General features: G+C 70.1%; 21 protein-coding genes. 15 read left to right on the top strand and 6 right to left on the bottom strand.

What is annotated here, in order from left to right:
* Window positions 1-231 precede the first annotated feature (231 nt).
* From Dfulv_RS02155 to Dfulv_RS02145, 3 genes are all read left to right on the top strand, one after another.
* Window positions 232-588 (top strand): sigma factor, encoded by a 357-nt coding sequence (locus tag Dfulv_RS02155; protein WP_259860914.1) that lies wholly within the window; start codon window positions 232-234, stop codon window positions 586-588.
* Between the two features lie 171 nt (window positions 589-759).
* Window positions 760-939: a hypothetical protein gene (locus tag Dfulv_RS02150; RefSeq protein ID WP_259860913.1), complete on the top strand. Its 180-nt coding sequence runs from the start codon at window positions 760-762 to the stop codon at window positions 937-939.
* A gap of 327 nt (window positions 940-1,266) precedes the next feature.
* Window positions 1,267-2,751, top strand: a complete 1,485-nt coding sequence (locus Dfulv_RS02145; RefSeq protein ID WP_259860912.1) for a hypothetical protein — start codon at window positions 1,267-1,269, stop codon at window positions 2,749-2,751.
* 305 nt (window positions 2,752-3,056) lie between these two features.
* On the opposite strand, the gene Dfulv_RS02140 is transcribed toward Dfulv_RS02145, so the two are convergent.
* Window positions 3,057-4,487, bottom strand: coding sequence for a hypothetical protein (locus tag Dfulv_RS02140; RefSeq protein ID WP_259860911.1), 1,431 nt, complete (start codon window positions 4,485-4,487; stop codon window positions 3,057-3,059).
* On the bottom strand, window positions 4,484-5,029 hold the full coding sequence (locus Dfulv_RS02135; RefSeq protein ID WP_259860910.1) for a hypothetical protein: 546 nt from the start codon (window positions 5,027-5,029) through the stop codon (window positions 4,484-4,486). Before Dfulv_RS02135 ends, Dfulv_RS02140 begins: the two co-directional genes overlap by 4 nt.
* A gap of 389 nt (window positions 5,030-5,418) precedes the next feature.
* Here Dfulv_RS02135 and Dfulv_RS02130 point away from each other — a divergent pair, with 389 nt between their 5' ends.
* Together Dfulv_RS02130 and Dfulv_RS02125 are read left to right on the top strand one after the other, a co-directional pair.
* Entirely contained in the window at window positions 5,419-5,949 is a 531-nt protein-coding gene (locus Dfulv_RS02130) for a hypothetical protein (protein WP_259860909.1), read from the top strand.
* A gap of 30 nt (window positions 5,950-5,979) precedes the next feature.
* The gene (locus tag Dfulv_RS02125) at window positions 5,980-6,564 is read left to right on the top strand and encodes a Crp/Fnr family transcriptional regulator (RefSeq protein ID WP_319805750.1); all 585 of its coding nucleotides are present in this window, start codon (window positions 5,980-5,982) and stop codon (window positions 6,562-6,564) included.
* A 270-nt stretch (window positions 6,565-6,834) separates the two neighbouring features.
* Here Dfulv_RS02125 and Dfulv_RS02120 read toward each other — a convergent pair whose 3' ends face one another.
* A complete protein-coding gene (locus tag Dfulv_RS02120; RefSeq protein ID WP_259867334.1) occupies window positions 6,835-6,930 on the bottom strand; it encodes a hypothetical protein in 96 nt (31 codons plus the stop codon).
* Between the two features lie 413 nt (window positions 6,931-7,343).
* Between Dfulv_RS02120 and Dfulv_RS02115 the strand changes: the two genes are divergently transcribed.
* The 3 genes from Dfulv_RS02115 to Dfulv_RS02105 all read left to right on the top strand — a co-directional run bounded on the left by Dfulv_RS02115 (window position 7,344) and on the right by Dfulv_RS02105 (window position 10,759).
* Window positions 7,344-8,372: a LacI family DNA-binding transcriptional regulator gene (locus Dfulv_RS02115; RefSeq protein ID WP_259860907.1), complete on the top strand. Its 1,029-nt coding sequence runs from the start codon at window positions 7,344-7,346 to the stop codon at window positions 8,370-8,372.
* 89 nt (window positions 8,373-8,461) lie between these two features.
* A complete protein-coding gene (locus Dfulv_RS02110) occupies window positions 8,462-10,549 on the top strand; it encodes an alpha-galactosidase (protein ID WP_259860906.1) in 2,088 nt (695 codons plus the stop codon).
* 87 nt (window positions 10,550-10,636) lie between these two features.
* Window positions 10,637-10,759 (top strand): hypothetical protein, encoded by a 123-nt coding sequence (locus tag Dfulv_RS02105; RefSeq protein WP_259860905.1) that lies wholly within the window; start codon window positions 10,637-10,639, stop codon window positions 10,757-10,759.
* Between the two features lie 41 nt (window positions 10,760-10,800).
* On the opposite strand, the gene Dfulv_RS02100 is transcribed toward Dfulv_RS02105, so the two are convergent.
* Genes Dfulv_RS02100 through Dfulv_RS02090 form a run of 3 tightly spaced genes read right to left on the bottom strand, consistent with a single transcriptional unit; the run spans window position 10,801 to window position 13,179 of the window.
* Window positions 10,801-11,454 (bottom strand): bifunctional 4-hydroxy-2-oxoglutarate aldolase/2-dehydro-3-deoxy-phosphogluconate aldolase, encoded by a 654-nt coding sequence (locus Dfulv_RS02100; RefSeq protein ID WP_259860904.1) that lies wholly within the window; start codon window positions 11,452-11,454, stop codon window positions 10,801-10,803.
* Entirely contained in the window at window positions 11,451-12,431 is a 981-nt protein-coding gene (locus Dfulv_RS02095; RefSeq protein ID WP_259860903.1) for a sugar kinase, read from the bottom strand. The genes Dfulv_RS02100 and Dfulv_RS02095 overlap by 4 nt, the downstream gene beginning before the upstream one ends.
* On the bottom strand, window positions 12,418-13,179 hold the full coding sequence (locus Dfulv_RS02090) for a FadR/GntR family transcriptional regulator (RefSeq protein WP_259860902.1): 762 nt from the start codon (window positions 13,177-13,179) through the stop codon (window positions 12,418-12,420). The genes Dfulv_RS02095 and Dfulv_RS02090 overlap by 14 nt, the downstream gene beginning before the upstream one ends.
* A gap of 299 nt (window positions 13,180-13,478) precedes the next feature.
* Here Dfulv_RS02090 and Dfulv_RS02085 point away from each other — a divergent pair, with 299 nt between their 5' ends.
* Genes Dfulv_RS02085 through Dfulv_RS02055 form a run of 7 tightly spaced genes read left to right on the top strand, consistent with a single transcriptional unit; the run spans window position 13,479 to window position 23,426 of the window.
* Window positions 13,479-14,498, top strand: a complete 1,020-nt coding sequence (locus Dfulv_RS02085) for a 2-hydroxyacid dehydrogenase (protein WP_259860901.1) — start codon at window positions 13,479-13,481, stop codon at window positions 14,496-14,498.
* Window positions 14,495-15,865, top strand: a complete 1,371-nt coding sequence (locus Dfulv_RS02080; RefSeq protein ID WP_259860900.1) for an ABC transporter substrate-binding protein — start codon at window positions 14,495-14,497, stop codon at window positions 15,863-15,865. Before Dfulv_RS02085 ends, Dfulv_RS02080 begins: the two co-directional genes overlap by 4 nt.
* The gene (locus Dfulv_RS02075) at window positions 15,862-16,851 is read left to right on the top strand and encodes a carbohydrate ABC transporter permease (protein WP_259860899.1); all 990 of its coding nucleotides are present in this window, start codon (window positions 15,862-15,864) and stop codon (window positions 16,849-16,851) included. Before Dfulv_RS02080 ends, Dfulv_RS02075 begins: the two co-directional genes overlap by 4 nt.
* Window positions 16,848-17,792: a carbohydrate ABC transporter permease gene (locus Dfulv_RS02070; protein ID WP_259860898.1), complete on the top strand. Its 945-nt coding sequence runs from the start codon at window positions 16,848-16,850 to the stop codon at window positions 17,790-17,792. Before Dfulv_RS02075 ends, Dfulv_RS02070 begins: the two co-directional genes overlap by 4 nt.
* Window positions 17,793-17,797: 5 nt before the next feature.
* Entirely contained in the window at window positions 17,798-19,837 is a 2,040-nt protein-coding gene (locus Dfulv_RS02065) for a glycoside hydrolase family 31 protein (RefSeq protein ID WP_259860897.1), read from the top strand.
* Complete coding sequence (locus tag Dfulv_RS02060) at window positions 19,834-20,676, top strand: NAD-dependent epimerase/dehydratase family protein (protein ID WP_259860895.1); 843 nt, start codon at window positions 19,834-19,836, stop codon at window positions 20,674-20,676. Before Dfulv_RS02065 ends, Dfulv_RS02060 begins: the two co-directional genes overlap by 4 nt.
* A 41-nt stretch (window positions 20,677-20,717) precedes the next feature.
* On the top strand, window positions 20,718-23,426 hold the full coding sequence (locus Dfulv_RS02055; protein WP_259860893.1) for a right-handed parallel beta-helix repeat-containing protein: 2,709 nt from the start codon (window positions 20,718-20,720) through the stop codon (window positions 23,424-23,426).
* Window positions 23,427-23,461: the final 35 nt, after the last annotated feature.

The raw sequence follows: 23,461 nt of genomic DNA, 5'->3' as shown, positions 1-23,461 counted from the left end.
ACTGACGGCCTGGTTCGCGGAGAACGCCGGCTCGAGTCGCGACCCGACTGGACCGGGCGGTTCGCCGCCGCGATCGGTGTTCGAAACGCGGCAGTCGTCCCGTGTTGCTGCCGCCGGATCCGCGACGTGCTCGGCACATTGGACGAGAAACTTCTTTCTGGCGGCAACGTTTCAATGCGGTCACTGCGTAGGTAGTTGCTATGAGGATGTCGGCGAGGATGGTGAGGTCGCATGGACAGGCAGGACGACGAGGGGGTGACAGCCTTCGTCAGGGCTAGCTACGGTCGTTTGCTTCATGAGGCCTTCCTGCTCTGCGGGGATGCCGGCCGGGCCGAAGACCTGGTGCAGACCACGTTGGCGAAGACGGTCGTGGTGTGGTCGCGTCTGCAGCGGTCCGAGGGGATCGACAACTATGTGCAACGGACCCTGATCAATACCTACCTCAGCGCGCGGCGCCGCCGGGCCTGGTGGGAGCAGCCCTTCAGCCGGCTGGTGGAACGTCCTCACGCGAACAAGCTTCCGCCGAGCCATTGCAGGTCCCGGACCAGCCGGGCCCGCAGGACGACCCCGACCAGCGATTGGACCTGATGGCGGCACTGGTATGCCGGTTGCTTCCTTGACCAGGAACGAGGCGTCGTCGCTGTCCTGTCGAAAGACACCGGCAGCGTCCGCGCCGCGGTCAGCCATTTCTTCGATCCTGACCGGATCGAGGTCAGAGCGGCTCGCTGGAGCCTCGGCGACCTTCAAGAGGTGCGGGGAATGGTCGATCGTTTACTGGGCGGCAAACCCGGATACATCGCGACCCGGGTCGACGTGCCGGGCAACGGCCTGGCGGTCGAACTCCACGACGACCCCGACGGCCACGCGTTGGCAAGTCAGGAACCGCTCCGCAGTCGGGCGATCTCGAGCCTGACCCTCGATGTCCGCTTCTCGCAATAGATCAACTCCGAATACGAACGAAGCCCGGGAACGAACGGGACGCCTAACACCGGCGGCTGATGTGGATGGTGGCACGCAATGGCACAAGGCGGCACGCGTTTGACGGTGTTGCGGTCGAGCTCTTACCCGCGTCGTCGATCCACCGCAGGCCGTTCCGTGAAGCTCCAGCGAGCGACCCAGTGGCTGGGAGTGGCTGCTGCCGCTGGGTTGCTCGGCTCCGCATACCTGCAAATGTCGCGGAGTCTTCCGGCCGACGCCGACGGTTCCAGCAACGCACTACAGGCGTGGGACATGCTGCACGGCAACGTTCTGCTGCGTGGATGGACGGTGACTGATGTGTCCTTCTACACGACGGAGCTGCTCCAGTACGCCATCCTCGAGTTGATGTTCGGCCTGCGTGTCGATGTGCAGCACGTTGCGTCCGCGCTGACCTACACCCTCTTGGTCCTCCTCGTCGCCGCGGTCGCCCGCGGTCGCGCCGTAGGTATCGAAGCGTTGGTCCGGACAGGCGTGGCGGTGGCCGTCATCCTGGTCCCCGCGTCCGGGTACGGCTACCAGATTCTGCTGGCCTCGCCGGACCACACCGGAACAGCGGTGCCGCTGCTGGTCACCTGGCTGGTACTTGACCGGGCCACGACAGGCGGCACCCGAACCGCCGGCTGGCGGCTGGCGCTGGGGCTCATGGCCTTGCTGGCGTGGGCGCAAATCGGTGATCCGCTCGCACTGTTCGTCGGCGTCGTGCCGCTGGTCGTCGTCAGCGGATGGCGGATGTGGCGGGACGGAAAAGGGGAGCGCAGCGGCAATGCCTTCTTACTCGGGGCCGCTCTGATATCGGCATTGGTCGCCCACACCGTCCAGGTGGCGGTTTGGCGGGCGGGCGGGTTCTCCACGCACCCGGCCACTGCCGAGTTCGTTTCACACGAAAGGCTGCCGTTCAACGCCCATCTCCTGCGCGACGGGCTTGCCATCGACTTCGGCGTCTACCTGCCGGATGCGGCGGGCGAGGTCGACCTCGGGCTGCGGCTTCTCAACCTGCTCGGCGTCGGCTCGGCAGCCGTCGCGGTAGTAGTCGGCGGCGTGCGGTTCCTCAGGCGGCGCACCGCCGTCGACGGCGATCGGGTGGCCGACGTGCTGACCGTCGCCATCGTGACGAACCTTGCCGCGTTCGTGCTGTCGACGATACCGTACGACCTCGCCTCGGCCCGGCAGATCGCGGTCGTGCTTCCGTTCGCCGCTGCTCTCGTCGGCCGGACTCTCGGTCCCGCGTTGCTGACGTTCGGCCGTGGAACCCCTACCCGGCCACCCACATCGCGTCCGGTCGCCGCACTGTGCGTCGTCCTGTCGTTGTTCGCCGCAGGCCTCGTAGTGCGCGTCGCGGCTGCCCGGCCGGTACCGCACGAGGCTGCCCGGGCCGGCGACTGGCTGATGGCACAGGGCGAGTCATATGGCCTGGGCGACTATTGGGCGGCGAACATCACCACCGTGCACACCGCCAGGCGAGTACGCGTGGCACCGGTGGTCGCCGGCACCAGCCGCATCTTCGCGTACCGGTGGGAGTCGCATGCCGAATGGTACGACCCCGCCCAGCACGACGCCCGGTTCATCATCGTCGACCTGGCGTTCAACAGCACGGCGGCGGCCGAGACCCACTTCGGCGCACCCGCCGAACGTCGAGACTTCGGCCGCTTCGCCGTTCTCCGTTACGAACACAACCTGCTCGTCGGGCTTCCCGCGTACTGCGTTCCCGACGTCGCCGCGAACCTGGCCGACTGCCCCGATCTCAAGCCCCGACTTCCGCACCCGAGAGGGTAGCCTCGACAGAAGACGCGCCGACGCTCGCCCTGAGCATTGCCGTCACAAGCGGTGTGGATGGCCACAGCCGTCGCGGCAGCCGGGTCATCTTGGTGCCGAGCGGGGGTGTTGGGACGTCATTTCACATAGCTCAGGATGTTCCTTCAAAAAGTTGCGGAGCAGGACGGCAAGCGCCTCAGCGGCGTTGCCGAGTTCGTGGTCGGTCATCGGCACCGTCTCGACACGCACGACACACATGGGCATCGTCGAGCGGTGGACTCTGCGCTTCGGCTCGGCGCCGGCGTCTATGCAATCCCGGGAACGGGTCAGAGCGGCTCGTTGGAGCCTCGCAACGGACTGGTGGTCGAACTCCACAACGACCCCGATAGCCACGCGTTGGCAAGCCAGGAGCCATTTCGCAGCCGGTCAATCCCGATCAACAAGGGACTGGCCCTCGACGTCCGTTCCTCGAAGCAGACCAATCCAGAAGACGAACGTCGTCCGCGGACGAGTGGAGCGCCTACAGCCCGGCCTGTACGAGGCCGCCAATGGTGGCGGCCAGCTGGGTCTTGGGTTGCACCGGCATCCGGCGGCAATCGGCGACGACCAAGACCCGCCAGTGCGGCACCCGAAGGCTTGTGTTCGAGGACCGTGCGGTCGGTCGTGGGTCGTCCGGCGGCTTCGTTGAGCCGCTGGATCAACGCGCCGGTCGCCTCGAACACCCTGGTCAACGGGTACCCATGAAACACGGCGAACGCCAGACGTGCGGCGCGACGATGCTGCGAGAGGCGGCGGACACGGAGCCCGTCACGACCCACACCGTCTTGTGGCTGCGCCGCTTCAAGTAGTTCCACGGCCTTGGCACGCAGCGCGGCACGATCGGCCAGCAGGTCGACCGCTGCTCTGCCATCCGGCCGGTGTTCGGCGAAGTCCGCCGCGAATCGTACGGCGTCGGTCATGGTGTTCACCGACAGGTACTGCATGTACTTGGTGCGGCAGCGCTCGACGTACGCACGCACGCACTCGCCCTCACAGGCCGGGCAGGCGCCGATGCAGCGACCTCGATCGCCGAGCCGCCGCTCCAGCCGCACGAGGAAGACAGCGCTTGGATCAGGGCGGTCATGCTCGACGTGGTACTCGACGAGTTGACGGTTCCCGGCGTCGGAGCCGACGAACACGACCGAAGCGTGCGCCGCTCGGGCGAGTGCGGACAGCTGAGCCAACTCCGACGACTCCGGCTCGACGGTACGAGCCAACTCCACGATGTGTCCGTGGCCCGGTCGAAGGAGGTCCGGATCGGAGAAGTACGCATGGATCGGGTCGTCACCGACGAGATGCAGCTGCGCGATTCGATCCGGCGCGTGCATGCGGGCCAGCCCGACTAGCGCGGCCGTTACCCGTCCGCTGCCCGGCGGCCCGCTGAGATAGGCGACCGGTCGCCGGGTGAGCCGTTCGACCAGGCGGTCCGGTGTCGCCGTGGCGGCGTAGGTGTGAACGCATTCCCGCACAAAGGCGCCATCCAGTGGCTGGTTGACGGACCGTCGCCTTCCCGGACCGGCGCCGACGTTCAGGATCGCACCGATCGACGTAGAGCCGGGTCCGAACGCCGACGGTCCGAGGAACTCCGAGTCCAGGATGCCGTAGGAGCGAATCATGTGTGCGGGCAAAGAACGCACGTCGTCGGTAGTGCCCTCGTCGTCCTCCGGGGTATCCAACTTCAACTCGGGTCGCGGTTTCGGCTCCTCGATGGTGGTCATCGGTCGACCGTCCCATTCCACGGACCGTTTACCGTGCCGATCGCCGTACCGCCGGGGCCGAACACCGCAGGGCCGTGGGTGGTCACGCCGCTGATCTGATACGTCGCTGTCCCTGTGCTCGGCTCCGCGGCCGGCGAGTGCGGCTTCGCCGCGAGCGGCTGCTCCCAGGCCACCGTACTCACGTCCTCGTCCGGCACGAAGATCCAGGCGTCCGCCGCCAACTGCTTCACCTTCACCTGGACCTGCGCGAACCGTTGGGGGCGCAGCCCGCGGTACCCGTGCCGGACGACATCCTGGAAGATGCTGCGCGACACGATGAGCGCGACCGAGGCGTGCGGGAACGCCGTCAACGCCTGCCGGAGCGGCTCCGCGTCGAGCAGCCGGCACACTTCGACGACGGCTTCACCCGGGAACCCGTTGGCACCCGTGAGGTGGACCAGGCCCTGATGGATCGCGACACGAAGACGGACCTTCGCCTCGGGCAGCAAGCTGTGATTGTGCTCCCGCAGGATCCGATCCAGTGCGGGAACCAAGTCCGCCACGACGGTCAGCTCCGACGTCTCAGCCGGCAGAATCGCCAGCTCGCCGTCGCCAGACTGCTGTGTGGTCCAGCTCCGACGGTCCAGCCCGATGCTCGTAACCGCCTCGTCCATAACGTCCCGGAACAGCTGTTGAGCATGGTACTGCCGGAGATTGTCCCGAGGGCTGTAGCGCTCGATGTCAACCGCGACAACGATGCAACGTCTGGGATGGGCCGGTTCGGGCATTGCCGCCTCTTTTCACCACTCGACGGTCGCACAACGGACGTCGGCGACCCGTCCTGTATATCGATGAACGGCGTTGGAGATTCCGTCCAAATACGGCATGACCGAAGGTGGCAAACCTGTCTTGCGACGTAATCGCTCATGATGGCATGGGCTGCGATGAACACATGAGCGAAGCACCCAAACCGTTGGACCCGTTGGAAGATCTACGGATCGCCGTGTCGGTAGGCGCTGCCGCGCAGACCTCCATCCAGCACGCCGACACGAAGGCGGCGCTGCTGCTAACCGGGCTGGCCGGCGCGGCCGCCCTGGCGGCCAACCAGCCCGGACTCATAGCAGCCGCAGCGCAGGCCGGCATCACAGCGACCGTCGGCATGATCGGCCTCGGGTCGGCGATCGTCGCAGGCGTCGCGGTCGCGGGATGGCATCTCGGCCGGTGTCTCGTGCCGCGCCTGACCGGGCCGGAAAGTTTGTCCGGCAACCGGTTCGCACTGCCGGACCTCGGCGCGCGCTGGCAACCGCACGAATCCACCCCGGTCGAGCAACAGCGTGACGAAGCGTGGGCGGCAGCAGTGGCACTGGCCGGCATCGCGATGCGGAAATACCGAGCGATTCGGGCGTGCCTGCCATGGGCGGCCGTGACCGTCGTGGGCTCAATCAGCTGGCTATGTCTCGGGCTTGCCTTCGGGGCGCGATAGGGACACCGGAAGAAGTCACCATATGGCAGAGTGTCTATATATCAGGGTGCGCTTGAGCGTCACCTGGTGCTCCTACACAGCGGCATCTTGAAGGTAACCGTGCTGACCAGCGATGGCGCCGAGTCGCTGCTGGCGATCCGCATCGGTGGGGATCTCGTCGGCGAGATGTCCGCCCTCAACGACCTTCCCCGATCAGCCACCGTTGCGGCATGCACCCCGTCGGTGTACAGCGTGATTCACCGGCAACAGCTGCACACGTTTCTTGAACGCCAGCCTGGTGCGGCCCTCGCGCTGGCCGGCATGGTCGCCGATCGTCTGCGGTGGGCCAACCAGTTCCGGGTCGAGTTCACCGCCTACTCGGCTAAGGTGCGGATCGCGCGGGTGCTGGTGAAGATGGCGCTGGCGTACGGGCGTCGGACGCCGACAGGGCTGGAGATCGGGTTCGAGTTGACACAGTCGGAGCTGGCGAGCCTATGCGGCGCGGCCGAGGTGACGGTGCAGAAGGCGCTGCGGGACTTCCGGCACAACGGGGCGATCATCACCGGCTATCGCACGGTGACGGTGGTCGACCTTGATGCGTTGCAAGAAGCGGCGGAGCTGCGCGGCAACCTCTGAAGCTTCTCAGTCGTGGTGATCCGGCGTGCGCTGAGAGCCTCGAAGCACACGCCAGTACTTGACTCATCCGCCTCGCCGGCACCCGCCAAGAGATGCTCGGGAATCGCGCCGAGGATGGACTGACTGCCGATGACCAGCATGTCCGGATCACCGGCAATCGCTGACGCGGCCCGGAGCACATGCTCCAACTGCTCGCGCTTCATGCGCTCACGGCGGTGCGGGGGTGGGTGGCATCGAACGCGGCCAGCACCTTGAGCCGCTCTCGTTCGCTCAACAGCCCCGGCGAACGGAGTGTTCTGCCCGGCGGATGCGCCGGTGCGTACCGGCACGAACGAACGCCAGCTTGCCGCTGTCACACAGATCCACGACGTGCTGCCTTGAACAATGCAGCAGCTTCGCGGTCTCAGTAGTGGTCAGCAGCTCACCTGACGTTGGGCCCACGCTCTCATCGTGACGCCAAACACCAAAACGCCACAGGATTCACCTCCGTGCACCCCATGATCGGGACTCACTCCTGTTACGACTGTGGACAGGCCGGGGTGAGGGCCGGGACCCGCAGTGAACGCGCGTACATTGCTGAGCGGCGGGGACCTTACGCCGCGCGTACGGCAGCACCAGAGGGGTTGAATAGGTAACGGTCCGCGACTGTTGACTGGCCTCACTCGACGGCCTGATACTGATGCCCGACCTGATGTACGCGCGTTCATGAACACGACGGAACGCGCGCTCGCCGTGTCTGCCAGGGGCGGCGGTTGACGAGCCGAATCGGAAGGTGGGCGATGGCCACGAGCGAAGAGGTGGCACGCCTCGCGGGAGTCTCGCGGGCGACGGTTTCGCGCGTCCTCTCGGGCACGGCGAAGGTCAGGGACACCACCCGGATCCGCGTGGAGGCTGCTGCAGCAAGCCTTGGGTATCAGCCGGACGTGGCGGCGCAGAGCCTGTCCGGCGCCCGGTCGAAGGTGATTGCTCTGGGGTTCTTCGCCAACGACATGTGGACGTTGTCCGAGCTGGCCCGGCCGCAGTATCACTTCTACCTCAACCTCCTGCACCACATTGAGGCGGCCACCGCCGAAGCCGGCTACGACCTGCTTGTGCCCTCGCGCCCGACCAGTGCGGCCAGCGACAGCTACGTCCGGTTGCTGCGCTCCCGACGGGTGGCCGGCACCATCATGGTCGCCTGCCCGCCGGGTGACGTACGGATCCAGGCATTGGTCGAGTCCCGGCTGCCGACGGTCTTCGTCGACGCGGTCGGCACGGGGCTGCGCGCCACCTGGGTGGCATCGGACAATGCCGACGGGGCCCGACAGATTACCGAACACCTGCTGGGGCTGGGCCACCGCCGGATCGCCCGGATCACCGGCACCGAGACTGACCCGGCCGGCCGGGATCGGCTGGCCGGGATCCGCGCGGCGCTCGCCGTGGCCGGCGTCCCCGAAGACCCAGGTCTCGCCCGCAAGTCGGACTGGTCCACCGAGGGTGCCTATCGCGCCGCAGTCGACCTGTTGGAGACCCGGCGCGACTTCACGGCGGTGATCGCCGAGAGCGACATGATGGCGATCGGCATCCTGCGCGCGTTGAACGAGCACGGCCTGCGGGTGCCCGATGACGTTTCGGTCACCGGGTTCGACGACATCGACCTTGCCGCGTTCATCCTGCCGCCGCTGACTACCGTGCGGCAGGACACCCAGGCGATGGGCTCTGCGGCCGTCAGGGCGCTGTTGGGCATCATCCAGGGCGCGACGCCGCCGCCGATCGTGCTGCCCACCGAGGTCGTCGTCCGCCGTTCGACCGCGGCCCCGCGCCCATGACGGCCGCAGGACAGACCGCAGGGGGCGGTAGCGACACCTCGTGCCAGGGGCCCGACGTCGTCGTGCTGGCCGCCGCAGGCACAGCGCTGATGCTGGATGTCACCGGCCACCGGGTACCCCGCGTCCTGCACTGGGGCGCCGACCCGGGGGCCGTGGACAGCTTCGACGAACTGGTCCTCGGCAGCTTGCCACCGCGCCCGGTGGCGTCCGTTGAGGTTCCGGTGCTGCTGAGCCTGATACCTCAGCAGTCCGACGGCTGGGTCGGGCGGCCAGGTGTCGCCGGGCACCGGGACGGCCGCTTCCCGCATCTGCGCCTGGAGTTGGTACGGCCGGTCACCGTCGAGACCGACGACGAAGGCGGCGGCGTGCGGATCGAGGCGCGCGACGCGATGGCCGCCGTATCGATCCGCACCGAGGTCCGGATGGACAGGTCCGGTGTCATTCGAATTCGCCATGAGATCGTCAACGACGGCCCGGGGGTGTTTGCGCTTGAATCCGTGGCCTGTCTGCTCCCGGCCGGCGACCAAGCGACCGAGGTGCTCGACTTCAGTGGGCGCTGGTCTCGGGAACGTGCTCCCCAGCGCGGGCCCCTGCGACACGGACTGGCTGTCCGCGAGTCGCGCCGCGGCCGCACCGGCCACGACGCTACCGGCCTCATGGTGGCCGGTGCGTCCGGCTTCGGGTTCGGCCACGGCGAAGTTTGGGCGGTGCATGCCGGATGGAGCGGCAACCACGTTCACTACACCGAACGGTTGCCCGAGCACGGCCCGGTCCTTGGTGCCGGGGAACTGCTCGCCGCAGGCGAGATCAGGTTGGCGCACGCCGAGTCGTATCGGAGCCCATGGATCTACTTCGCCTGGTCGGGCGAAGGGCTCGACGGCCTCGCCGACCGCCTGCACCAGCACCTGCGCGGCCGGCTGAATCATCCCCGCACTCCCAGGCCGGTGTTGCTCAACACATGGGAGGCGGTCTATTTTGACCATCAGCTTGACAAGCTCAGCGAGCTCACCAAGCGCGCGGCCCGCGTCGGGGTGGAACGGCTCGTCCTGGACGACGGCTGGTTTGCCGGGCGCCGCGACGACACGGTCGGTCTCGGCGACTGGACGGTCGACCGGTCGGTGTGGCCTGAAGGGCTACACCCGCTGGTGAAGCAAGCCAGGGCGCTGGGCATGCAGGTGGGGCTTTGGGTAGAGCCGGAAATGGTGAGCATCGACTCCGACCTCGCTCGAGCCCATCCGGACTGGCTGCTGTCGGCACCTGGCCGCGCCGCCCTTCCGCACCGCTCGCAGCAGGTGCTCGACCTGGCCAGGCCCGAGGCGTACGCGCACATCCTGGCCTGCCTGGACGCGCTGGTTGACGAATACGAACTTGACTACTTGAAGTGGGATCACAACCGCGACCTGCTGGAGGCGGTCCACGCCGGGACCGCTGGCGTCCATGTGCAGACGCTGGCCGTGTACCGGCTCCTGGACGAACTCCGGGACCGGCATCCCAGGTTGGAAATCGAGTCGTGCTCCTCCGGCGGCGCGCGGATCGACTACGGCATCCTTGCGCGCACCGACCGAGTGTGGGCCTCCGACACCATCGACCCGCTGGAACGGCAGGCGATCCAGCGTTGGGTGGGACTGCTGCTACCGCCCGAACTGATCGGCGGCCACGTTGGCGCGGCCACCGCCCACACCACAGGACGCACCACCGAACTCGCCTTCCGGCTGGCGACCGCGCTGTTCGGGCACGCGGGCATCGAATGGGACCTCACTGCGTGCACCGACGCCGAGCTCGACCAGATAGCCGCCTGGGTCCGTCTCCACAAGCGACTCAGGCCACTGCTGCACACTGGACGCACCGTTCACGCCGACCATCCGGATCCGAACGCCTGGCTGCACGGCGTCGTCGCGACCGATCGACGGCACGCCGTGTTCAGCCTGGTCCAGCTGACCACTTCAACCGATTCCGTCCCGGCCCGCCTCCGATTCCCGGGCCTGGATGCGGACTTCCGCTACACCGTCAGAGTTTGCCCGGAGGTCGGTATGCCCACTGGTCACCCTGCACGTCCCGTCCCCTGGCTCGCACGGGGATCGGTCCGCCTTCCCGGATCTGTGTTGTCCACCATCGGGCTGGCCGCGCCATTGCTCGATCCGGCCCAGGCTGTGGTCCTGGAGCTTCGAGCGGAATGAGCACCAGCCACCCATGCACGCGGAAGGTCGGTGTCCCGGCTGGTCGCAAGGATCCACTGGCAGGCGACATGCCCTCGATGCGAGCGCATGACCGTGGCCGAGGTGACCCACGGCCGTTCCTGCGCACGGCGCGCCGGCAATTTCAGGGTGGCGCAAGCGGTGCTCGACCATTTCAGCCTGGACTGGCTCATTGATCCCCTGCCGAGGTGACCGCGCACGCGAGGCGGCGAACTTCGGCGGCACCGGACGCCCTACCGAACCTGCGGCACCAGCTCGGAAAGCCGGGCTACCTGGGTCGGGTCGGCCAGGGCCGCGCCGAGGGCGACCACCCGGGCCCCGGCGGACAGCCAGGCGGCGGCGTCGGCGACCCGCAGTCCGCCGGTGGCGACAACGGCCACGTCCGGGAACGGGCCGGCGATCCCGGTGACCCAGGACGGGCCTAGGGCGCTGGCCGGGAACGCTTTGACCCACCGGCAGCCGGCGGCCCGGACCTGCTGGACCTCGCTCGCCGTACCGACCCCGGGTAGGTGCGGCAGTCCGGCGGCGAGGCTGGCGGCGAGCACGGTCAGGTCGAGGCCGGGTGCGACGGTGTACTGCGCACCAGCGGTCGCGGCCGCGCGTACCTGCTCGGGGGTGAGCACGGTGCCGGCCCCGACCCGGCGTCCGCGTTCGGCGCCGGCCGCGACCGCGGCGCGCAGCGCGGGCAGGGCGTCGGGTGTGCCGATGGGCACCTCGAGCAGGCCGATGCCGGCGTCCCAGATGCGGTGGGCGAGTGCGGCCGTCTCGGCCGGGCCGTATCCGCGCAGGATGGCCATGATCCGGTGCGCGCCGACGATCCGGTCGAAGCCGTCGGCGGGCGCGTCTGGTTCTCGGGCGGTCCGCGCGGCGGGCTGGGCTTCGGTCACGGGGTGCCTCCGGTGCGTGCGTGGTGGAGCAGACGGGCGGTGTCGGTGAGGGTGGCCACGTCCGTGGGGATCCGCAGCGCGGCACCGGCCACCAGGTGACCGAGCCGGAGCCGGGCCGGCTCGGTCAGCCCGGTGAGCAGGCCGTAGAGGTAACCGGCGGCGTACGCGTCGCCCGCTCCGACCGGTTCGACCACGTCGACCGGGACGGCTGGGGCGAAGGTAACCCGGCCGGCCCGGTACGAGGTGACGCCGACCGCGCCGTCCTTGACGACCAGGGTCCGTGGGCCGGGCAGCAGGGCGCGGACCTCGTCCGGGGTCCGGGTGCCCCACAGCCGTGTCGCCTCGTCCAGACCGACGAAGGTGACGTCGGCGCGGTCGGCCAGCCGGGCCAGGACCGGACCGGCTTCGCCGGCCGACCAGAGCGCCGGTCGGTGGTTGACGTCGAAGCTGTAGACCGCGTCGGGCAGTGGCCGGCCGGTCAACGCGGTGTCGACCAGCGCGGCGCAGCTCGCGGAGAGCGCCGGGGTGATCCCGCTGAGGTGGACCACGCGGCAGCCGGCGAAGGCCGGGCGGGCGAACAGTTCCGGCCCGAGCCGGGACGCCGCCGAGCCGGCCCGGTAGTAGTGGACGGTGGTGTGCTCGCCCGGGTCTTTGAAGAAGACCCCGGTCGGGGCGGTCGGGTCGACGTCCACGTGGGACACGTCGACCCCGTGCGCTGCGGTGCGGTCGCGTAGCAGCCGCCCGAGCGGGTCTTCGCCGACCCGGCTCACCCAGGCGACCCGGGCGCCCAGTTGGGCCAGGTAGCTGGCCACGGTGGACTCCGCTCCGGCCACGTCGAGCCGCATCGTCCCGCCGCGGGCCAGCGGGGCGGGCGGGTCGGGCGCCACCAGCGCCATCGATTCGCCGATGCAGATGGCGTCGTACCGGGTGGTTGTCGGCGGCGGCGTGCCTCCGGGGGTGTGCTCAGTGGGCGACATGGAGGTCGGTTCCGGCGGGTTCGGTGCCGGCACCCCACGGGCCGAGCGCGCGTTCGGCCTCGTGCTGCGCGCCGATGATGAGCTGGCGGGAGAGATGCTCGACGTCGGTGTCGCCGGTCATGATGGCCTGGACGAGCTGGCGGTGCAGGAGCAGGCCGCGGCGGGTCGCCTCGACCAGCGGGAAAAGCAGCGTCTCGCGGGCCCGGACTGCGGTGGTGATGACGCCGCTGAGGCAGGCGAACATCTTGTTGCCGGAGACGGTCAGCAGCGCCACGTGGAAGTCGATGTCGGCGGCGGTGAAGCTGTGCAGGTCCCGTTCGTCGAGGGCCACGTACATGGCGTCGATGGCGGTGGTGAGCCGGGCGACGTCGTGCGGGGTGGCCCGTTCGGCGGTCAGCTTCGCGGCCAGCGGCTCGACCGCTAGGCGCATCGCGTATAGCTCGGCCATCTGCTCGTTGCGCAGGCTGCTGGCCAGCCGCCAGGCGATCACCCTCGGGTCGAGGTAGTTCCAGGTGGCCGGGTCGGCGACCCGGGTGCCGACCTTGGGCCGGGCGACGAGCAGGCCCTGGGACTGGAGGGTCCGGAACGCCTCCCGCAGCACGGGGCGGGAGACCTGGAGTTCGTCGGCGAGTCGCTCGGGCGAGACCGCAGCGCCGGGCGGGATCCGGCCGGTGACGATCTCCTTGCCGAGGTGCTCGACCACCCGGTCGTACAAGCGATCGCCCGACGGTGAGTCGATGTCACGCACGCTCCGCCTCCGTGAGCTACTAGTCAGATCAAACAACCTATAACCTTGCGGTACGAGGTCCGGGAAGTCTAGGCCGGCCATCGGGGACGATGGTGACCGCAGGGTAGTCTACGCGCCCACCCGGCCTGGTGGTGGCCAGTGAAATCCCCTGGCAGATGGCGCTAATCGCCCGATCGTCCGAGCTTGACGAGCCATCCGACCCGAGCTCTTGACATCACCTCTCTCTAATCAGTTTAATCTGCTTTTAACGAGGGTGCATGGCGCCCGTCACAGAGAGAGGGGCCGGGGTGCACGTAGTCGTGGCCGATCCCATGCAGGTACGGCTGGCCGAGCAGTTGACCGCCGAGGTGGGCGAGGGCGTGTCGTGGGACTTCAGCTCCGCGCACACCCCGGAGGCGCTACCCGGGGCACTGGTCCGGGCGGACGTCTTCGTCGGGTCCAAACTGCCGCCCAGCGCCACCGCACAGGCGGACGCCCTGCGCCTGGTGCAGGTCGCCGGAGCCGGGTACGAGGGCATCGACCTGGCCGGGCTGCGCCCCGGCACGATCGTGGCGAACACCACGCACCACGGCCGGGCCATCGCCGAGTACTGCGTGATGGCCATGCTCGCGCTGCACCGGCAGCTCCTCGTCGAGGACGCGGATCTGCGCGCCGGGCGCTGGCGCTCGGTGTTCCAGGACCCGGACGCCCCGGTGCACCGGACCCTGGTCGGCCAGACGGTCGGCATCGTCGGGTACGGCGAGATCGGCCAGCACGTGGCGGAGCTGTGCCACGCGCTGGGCATGCGGGTGATCGCCACCCGCCGGCGTCCAACGCCCGCCCCGCCCGCCGACTGGATCGGCGGCCCGGACGAGCTGCCCCGACTGCTGCGCGACAGCGACGTCGTGGTGGTCACCGTCCCGCTCAGCGACGAGACCGTCGGGCTGCTCGACGCGGCCATGCTGGCCGAACTGCGACCGTCCGCCTTCCTGATCAACGTCTCCCGGGGGCCGGTGGTGGACGAAACCGCGCTGCACGCCGCGCTGACCGGCGGACGCCTCGCCGGTGCGGCGATCGACGTCTGGTGGCGCTACCCGACGTCCGGCCGCCAGGGCGCGCCGGCCAACCTGCCCTTCCACGAGCTGACCAACGTCATCATGACCCCGCACACCTCCGGGGTCACCCACGACGTGTTCACCAACCGCATGCGTGACGTCGCCGCGAACATCCGCGCCCTGCGGGACGGGCAGCCGCTGCGCAACGTCGTCCACCAGAGCCCGCCCGAGCCCACCGGCGTGCTCGACGCCGCACTCCACCTTCCTGTCGGAGGAACCCGATGAGAACCCTTTCCACCCGCGTCGCCCTCGGCGCCCTGGCCCTGGGGCTGGCGGTCACCTCGACCGCCTGCGCCTCGTCCGACGACGCCGGGAGCGACGGCACCACCACCATCACCGTGATGGGTATCCCGCCCACCACCAAGGCCGCCGCCCGCCAGGCGTACCTCGATCAGGTGGCCGCGTTCGAGCAGGCCAACCCGAAGATCAAGATCGAGACCACGGACGCCGCCTTCGACCCCACCGCGTACGCCACCCAGCTCGCCGGGGGCAACGCGCCGAGCATGCTGCTGGTGGCACTCACCGAGCCGGCCGGGCTGATCGCCCGCCGCCAGGTCGCCGACCTCACCACGGCGGCGGAGGAACTGACGAACTTCAAGCAGTTCGACCCCCGGGTGCTGGACAACCTCCGGGATTCCGCCGGCAAGCTGTACGGCATCCCCACCAGCTCGTACGCGCTCGGGCTGGTCTACAACCGGAAGCTGTTCATCCAGGCCGGCCTGGACCCGGCCAGGCCCCCGACCACCTGGGACGAGCTGGCCGCCGCCGCGAAGCAGATCACCGACCGGACCGGCGTCCCCGGCTTCGCCGAGATGACGGTGAGGAACGGTGGCGGGTGGCGGCTCACCGCCGGCACCTACTCCCGGGGCGGCGCCATGCAGGTCCAGCAGGGCGAGAAGTTCGCCGCCACGGTGGACAACCCGCAGGCGGTGGCCCACCTGACCCAGCTCCAGCGGATGCGCTGGCAGGACAAGTCGATGGGGACGAACCAACTCCTCGGCTATGACGACGTCAACAGCGGCTTCGCCGCCGGCAAGTTCGGCATGATCATCTCGGATCCCGGGTACTACGCCAGCTACCTCAACCAGTACAAGGGCGACCCCGCGAACTTCGGGGCCGGGGCGTACCCGCAGGCGGGCGGCAACGCCACCCTGATCGGCGGGCAGGCCGCGATGGTCAACCCGAAGGCCAGCGCCGCCCAGCGGGCCGCCGCCCTGAAGTGGGTCGACTTCTACTACCTGCGTCCGCAGTACGAGCCGACCGCCGCCGCCGAGCGGGCCAGGTCGAACAAGGAGTCCGGCATCCCGGTCGGCGTGCCCACCGTCGCCCTGTTCAACACCGAGGTCCAGCAGCGCATCGCCGAGGCGGTCAAGCCGTACGTCACCGTCGACCAGGCCAACTTCGCGCCCTTCCTGACCGGTACCGCGTCGTTGCAGTACAAGCCGGAGCCGCCGGTCGAGGCGCAGAAACTGTACGCCGCGCTGGACACCACGGTGCAGGCCGTGCTGACCCGGCAGGACGCCGACCCGGCGGCCGAGCTCGCCGCCGCCCAGAAGACCGCGACGACGATCGTGGAGCAGGCCCAACGATGACCACCGCTCCCCCCACCCGGGTGGACGGCGGCGCTTCCGGCGTGGGTCCACAGACCCGCACCGGGAGCGCCGGCCCCCGGCCGGACAGACCGTCGCCGTCACGCTGGTTCCGCCGCCGGAACAGTCGCCGCTCGCCGCTGGCCGCCTGGCTGTTCCTGCTGCCCGCGTTGCTGTCGTTCGGCTACTTCTCCTGGTGGCCGATCGTCAAGAGCGTGCTGCTGAGCATGCAGCAGACCAACTTCGTCGACCCGCCCCGGTGGGTGGGGCTGGACAACTTCCGGCAGGTCCTGACCGACCCGCTGCTCGGCACGGCGGTGCTGAACACGGCGAAGTTCGGGGCGCTGACCATTCTGATCGGCTTCCCGCTGCCGCTGCTGCTGGCCATCGTCATGTCCGAGCTGCGCCGGCTGGGTGGGGTGTTCCGGGTCCTGGTCTACCTACCGGTGATCATGCCGCCGGTGGTCTCGGTGCTGCTCTGGAAGTTCTTCTACGACCCGGACGCCGGGCTGTTCAACGCCGTCCTCGGCCGGCTCGGTGTCGACCCGCTGCCCTGGTTGCAGGACAAGGGCTCCGCGCTGCCCAGCCTGGTGCTGCTGATCGTCTGGGCGAACACCGGCGGCACGGTACTGCTCTACTTCGCCTCGCTGTCCGGCATCTCCCGGGAGCTGTACGAGGCGGCCGAGGTCGACGGCGCGTCCATCCGACGCCGCGTCTGGCACATCACCCTGCCCCAGTTGCGCGGCATGATGCTGATCCTGCTGCTCCTCCAGATCATCGGCACCCTGCAGATCTTCATCGAGCCGTTCGTGATGACCGACGGTGGACCGGAGAACTCCACGGTCACCGTGATCTACCTGATCTACCGCAACGCCTTCGTCTACGGCGACTTCGGTTCGGCCGCCGCCCTGAGCGTGCTGCTGGCCCTGGTGCTCGCCGTCCTCTCCGCGGTCTACCTGCGGCTGACCCGAGGCTGGAGTACGACGTGACCGGACCCCTCACCGAGCTGCCCCCGGGGCGGGTCCGCCCCGGCCGCACCCGTCGGGCCGCCGAGGCCCCCGACCGGGGCATCATCTCCACCGCCGACCGCCACCGGCCCGGCACCCGGGCCGCCATCGGGCTGACCCAGGTGGTCCTGCTCACCGGGGTCGTGGTGGCCGCGCTGGTGCCGTTCTGGTGGTTGGTCAAGGGGGCCGTCTCGGCCACCCAGGAACTGCTCGCCGACCCGATCCGGGCGTGGCCGAGCGCGCTGCACTGGGCGAACCTGACCGACGCGTGGACCCAGCTCGAGGTCGGCCACTACCTGCTCAACACCGTGATCTACGCGACCGGCGCATGTGCCGCCCAGGTCGCGGTGGCCACCACCGCCGGGTACGCCCTGTCGGTGCTGCGGCCCCGGTTCGGTGGCGTGCTCTACGGGGCGATCCTGGCCACCCTCTTCATTCCCGGGTCGGTCACCCTGGTCGCCCTGTACCTCACCATCGTCGACGTACCCGGCTTCGGGGTGTCGATCGCCAACACCCCGCTGGCCATCTGGCTGCCGGCCGCCGCGCACGCATTCAACGTGCTGATCGCCAAGCAGTTCTTCGACGCGCTGCCCCGCGAGTTGTTCGAGGCGGCGGCGGCCGACGGGGCCGGTGCGTTCCGGACCTTCTGGTCCATCGTGCTGCCGATGTCCCGACCGATGCTCGCCGCGGTCTCCATCCTCACCCTGATGGCTGCCTGGAAGGACTTCCTCTGGCCGCTGGTGGCGATGAGCGACCCGGTCCGGCAGCCGTTGTCGGTGGCTCTGCCCCGCCTGGCCACCTACTCCGACCAGGCGATGCTGATCGCCGGCCTGCTCATCTCGACGCTGCCGCCGTTGATCGTGTTCGTCGTGTTCCAGCGGTACCTGGTGCGCGGCATCGGGTTCAGCGGACTGAAGGGTTGACGCCGATGCCCACCGAGCAGGACCCCGCCCGCACCGTCCGCACCGCCCGCACCGTCCAGGCCGTCGGATCGACCCTGGAGATCCGGGACGGCCAGCAGGTCACCCGGATCCAGCCGTGGGGCCCCGACGCGGTACGGGTCCGTAGCGCACTCGGCCCGCTCGGCGACGGCCGCGGGCCCGGCGCGCTGGCCGACGAACCGGCCGGCGGCAGCGCCGAGCTCCACCTCACCACGGACGGCGGTGGCACCCTCACCAACGGGGCGATCCGGGCGGTCGTCGACCGGCGCGGCACGATCACCTTCGTCGAGTCGGCCACCGGCCGGGAGCTGCTGGCGGAACGCGAGCAGTGGTTGCAGAGCGTGCCGCCCCGGCACCTGCGCCCGGACCCCGGCGGGCTGTGCCGGATCACCGCGACCTTCCAGGCCCGGCCCGACGAGCGGCTCTACGGTCTCGGCCAGCACCAGCACGGGCTGCTCGACCAGAAGGGCTGCGTCGTCGACCTGGTGCAGCAGAACACCGAGATCGCCGTACCGTTCCTGCTGTCCAGCCGGGGCTACGGGCTGCTTTGGAACAATCCCGGCGCCGGCCGGGTGGAACTGGGCCGGCACACCGCCCGGTGGGTGGCCGACGGGGCCCGGGAACTGGACTACTGGCTCGTCGCGGCGTCGACCCCGGGTGGGGTGCTCGGCCGGTACGCCGACCTCGTCGGGCACGCCCCGGCGTACCCGGACTGGGCGACCGGTTTCTGGCAGTCCCGGCTGCGCTACGACAACCAGCAGGAACTGCTGGACGTGGTGCACGAGCACCTGGACCGGGGGCTGCCGCTGTCGGTCATCGTGATCGACTTCCTGCACTGGGCGCACCACGGTGACTGGCGTTTCGACCCGGCCCGCTGGCCCGACCCGGCCGGCCTGGTCGCCCACTTGCGCGACCTCGGCGTCGAGGTGGTGGTCTCGGTGTGGCCGACAGTCAGCGAGCACAGCGCCAACCACGCCGAGATGCGTCAGCGCGGCCTGCTGCTGCACAGCGACCAGCTCTCCGTCGCCTCCCGGTTCGTGGACGTCGGCCAGCCCGGCCCGGCGTTCCTGCACTACTACGACCCGAGCAACCCGCAGGCCCGGCGGTTCGTCTGGGAGCAGATCCGCGCCGGCTACCACGACCTGGGCATCCGGGGTTTCTGGCTGGACGCCTGCGAACCGGAACTGGTCGCCCCCGACCCGGCGCAGTGGCGCTACCACGCCGGACCGGGTGTCGCGGTGGCCGGGCTGTACCCGCACTGGAACGCGCAGGCGTTCCACGAGGGCCTCACCGAGGCCGGTACCACCGGGGCGCTGCTGCTCAGCCGGTCCGCCTGGGCCGGCACCGCCCGGTACGGCGCGGCGGTCTGGTCGGGGGACGTGTCGGCCACGTTCGCCGCCCTGCGTGCCCAGGTCCCGGCCGGGCTGAACGCCGGGCTGAGCGGCCTGCCCTGGTGGGGCTCTGACATCGGCGGCTTCGCCACCTTCGTCCCGAACACCGACCCGGAGCTGCGGGAACTCGTCATCCGCTGGTTCCAGTACGCGGTGTTCACCCCGCTGTTCCGGCTGCACGGGCACCGGCGGCCGGACCTGCCGGGCGAACTGCTGCGGGGCGCACCCAACGAGGTGTGGTCCTTCGGCCCGGAGGTGCTGGCGGCGGCGACCCGGATGCTGCGGCTACGCGAGGCGCTGCGCCCGTACGTCGGGCGGTCGATGGCCGAGGCGACCACGCGCGGACTGCCGCTGATGCGCCCGCTGTTCCTGGACTTCCCGGACCAGGAGACCGCCTGGACGGTCGAGGACCAGTTCTTGTTCGGCCCGGACCTGCTCGCCGTTCCGGTGCTGGAGTACGGCGCCCGCAGCCGGTCGGCGTGGCTGCCGGACGGCGTGGACTGGGTGGACCCGTGGACCGGTGACGTGCACCCGGGCGGGCGCCGGGTCACCCTCGACCTGCCGCTGGACCGGGCCGGGTTCCTGGTCCGTCGGGGTGCCCCGGTCGCGGCGGCCGTGACGGAGGCGCTGTCGTGACCGCCGTACCGTCGACCGGGCTGCCGCCCGGCGGCCGGGTGCTGGTCACCGGGGGCAGCGGCGCGATCGGCGCGGCCAGCGCGGCGGCCCTGCACGCCGCCGGGTACGAGGTGAGCGCCCTGGACGTCGCCGCGGCCGGACCGGCACCGGGGATCCGGCACGTGCCCGGCGACGTCCGCGACCTCGACCTGCTGCTGGCCACCCTGGCCGGCGTGGACGCGGTGGTGCACTGCGGTGGGCTGCCCAGCGACCGGCCCGGCCGGGAGGACGAACTGTTCGCGGTGAACGTCGCCGGCACCTGCACCCTGCTGCACGCCGCCGTCCGGTGCGGGGTGCCCCGGCTGGTGTATCTGTCCAGCGTCAACGCGCTCGGCTGCGTGGGCGCCGGTCGGCCCCGCTACCTGCCGGTGGACGACGACCACCCGCACCACCCGGTTTCGCCGTACCAGTTGTCGAAGCACCTTGCCGAGGAGGCCTGCCGTCAGGTCTCCGCGCAGCACGGCCTCACCACGATCTGCCTGCGCCCCTGCTACGTCACCCACCCCGACCCGTCCCCCCGCCCGGCCGGTCCCGACGCCGACGGTCTGTTCGCGTACGTGGACCTGCGGGACGTGACCGACGCGGTGCGGGCCGCGCTCACCGCGGACCTCACCGGGTTCCACGCCCTGCTGCTCGCCGCCCCCGATCTGTGGTCCGGCGGTGATCCGGCCCGGACCGCCGCCGAGCTGCACCCCGACCTGCCCTGGCGGGGCTCCCCCGACGGCGGCCTGGTCGACTGCCGCCCGGCCCGACGCCTGCTGGGCTGGTCAGCCCGGCACCGCCGACCCCGCACCGACTGACCCGCTCCCCCAACCATCCCCACCACCCCGGGAGTTTCGTGATGTCGCATCCGTTCAGCCGCCGGGCCCTGCTCGGCGCGGCGGGACTGGCCGCCGCCGGTCTCGCCCTGCCCTTCCGTCCCCGCCCGGCGCGCGCCGAGCCGCCGTTGGGCAACCTCGTCGGCGGGGTGATCCAGGACCTGCCGGCGGCCTTCTACGACCGGCCCGGCCTGGAGACCATGCCGCAGATCGCGTACTCGACCATGACAGTGGTGGACGTCACCGACCACGGCGCGTACGCCGACGGCACGCACCCGGAGGCCACCGTCGCCGCGTTCAACGCCGCGGTCGCCGCGCTGGGCAGCGGCGGCGGCATCGTCTACGTCCCGCCCGGCCGGTACGTCTTCCCGCCGCCGGCCGGCAGCTCGCCGAGCTGGTGGTTCCGGTCCGGGGGCGGGGCCCTGAACAACGTGCACTTCGTCGGCGAGGGCGACGCCTCCGTGGTGGTCTTCCAGCGGGACGCCATGCCGGCGAACGGGTCCACCGCCAACGTCCGGGACTCGGGGCAGGGCTGGGAGTTCAACAACGCGGTGAACGTGTCGATCCGGGACCTGGCGTTCACCTGGACCCCGTACGTGATGACCCGGCACTGCATCACCGGCACCGTGCTGCTCACCCGCCGGCCCACCTCGGTCCAGGTGGTCCGGATCAGCGTGGACCACTGCCAGCCGGGCGTGGTGATGCCCGACGGCACCGACTGCTGGGTGGTCGACAGCGTGGTCCGCAACAGTGCCTCCGACGCGTTCAACCTGGGCAACGCCAACGACAGCGTGCTGGCGTACAACTGGGCGGAGAACATCACCGACGACGGCTTCGCCAACTACATGAACACCGACGTGATCTCGGACAGCGCGGCGTTCAGCACGGTGCTGTTCCGGTCCAACGTGGTGATCGGCTGCGCGTACGGCCGGGGGCTCACCCTCGGCGGCACCGACCACCACGTGATGGACAACTGGGTGGAGACCGCGGTGTCCTCCGGGATCCTCAGCGACATCTCCACCACCGACCTGGCCAACCGGCCGGACGCGGTGCTGCGCGGTGCCGTGATCAGCGGCAACACCCTGGTCCGCAACAACTTCGAGATGCGCCCGGACAACCGCTACCGGGTGGGCAACAGCGGGTTCCACGGGGCGATCGCCGTCGTCGACCTGGTCGACGACCTGGAGATCTCGGACAACCAGGTGCTCGGCTCGGAGGAGTTCGACGTCACCCTGGGCATCGACTCGTGGCGCACCATCACCGCCACCGACGTCGCCATCACCAACAACACCCTCAGCCGCGCCGGCAGCGCCGGCATCCGGCTGCGGCCCACCTCGACGGTGACCGGGCTGACCGTCGAGGCCAACCAGATCCTCGGCAACGGTGGCGCGTGCGTCTCGGTCGGCGGCACCGCCACCTCGGTGACGACCAGCGGCAACCTGGTCAGCAACGCGGCCACCATCGCCAGCGGCGGCTCGGTCACCGGCACCTTCACCGGCTTCACCGTGGTCGGCGCCACCCCGGCCTTCGTGGACAGCTACGCCGCCGTCCGGGCCGCGGCGGACGAGACCGCCTGGTCCGCGCCGACCGTCCCGGCCAGCACCGGCCTGACCACGTACGACGTGACCGCGTACGGGGCGGTCGGTGACGGGGTGACCGACGACGGTCCGGCCTTCCGGGCCGCCCTGGCCGCCATCGACCCGGTGGTCGGGGGCATCCTCTGGGTGCCGGCCGGGCAGTACCTGATCGAACCCGACCCGGCCCACGAGTCATACCCGCACACGAAGATCCGCCACCACCTGGGCGTGCTGGACCGCAACCGGCTGTTCGTGCACGGCCCCGGCAGCACCGCCGAGCTGATCTTCACCAGCCCCGACCACCACGGCATCCGCTTCGTCAACTGCACCGACAGCGCGGTCGACGGGGTCCGGCTGCGGCTGCGCGCCGCCGACAAGCCGAACCTGCGCCACTGCCGGGCACTGCTGAACCTCTCCGGCGTGCACGGCTGCGCGGTCACCGACACCAGCCTGATCGACTCGGGCGGCCCGAACCTGCTCGTCGACTCCAGCCGATCCGTCCTGGTCAGCGCGGTGACCAGCGGCGGCGCCAACCACCACGGCATCCAGATCGAGGCCAGCCGGCAGGTTGAGGTGACCGGGTGCACGGTCACCGACAGCCGGGACAGCGGCATCCACCTCGGCTGGACCGGGGTCGTGTACCGGGAGTCCCAGTTCGTCCGGGTGCACGACAACGTGGTGGACGGCACCGCCGAGAGCGGCGGCATCTGCGTCAGCAGCGGCGCCGACGTCACCATCAGCAACAACCAGGTCAACAACACCGCCCAGGCCGGGATCTACCTGGTCGGCCGAGCCCCGGTCTTCCCGATATACAGCGTCGACATCACCGGCAACACGGTGACCAACGCGTGCGCCGGCCCGCTCAACTACTGTCCCGGCGCGATCTCCGTCCACAGCATCCGGGAGAACGCCGGCACCACCGACGGCTCCACCGTCACCATCACCGGCAACACCATCGACACCGCGCCGTTCGCCGGGATCTGGGTCGGCGGCCAGTGCCCGGTCACCCGGGTCACCTGGCCCGGCGGCCCGCGCTACCTGTCCGAGCTGGACACCCTGACCATCAGCGGCAACACGTACACCGCGCTCGGCGGCAGCGACGTCCTGATCGACACCAACCAGCAGGCGAAGATCACCAACCTGTCGATCAGCTGAACCCCCGCCCTCCCACCTTCCACGCTTGGAGGTTC

This window comes from Dactylosporangium fulvum, assembly GCF_025137375.1.
GTDB classification, from domain to species: Bacteria; Actinomycetota; Actinomycetes; order Mycobacteriales; family Micromonosporaceae; genus Dactylosporangium; species Dactylosporangium fulvum.
Note: the sequence above shows the minus strand (reverse complement) of the source record. Positions and strands in the feature narration are given on the sequence as shown.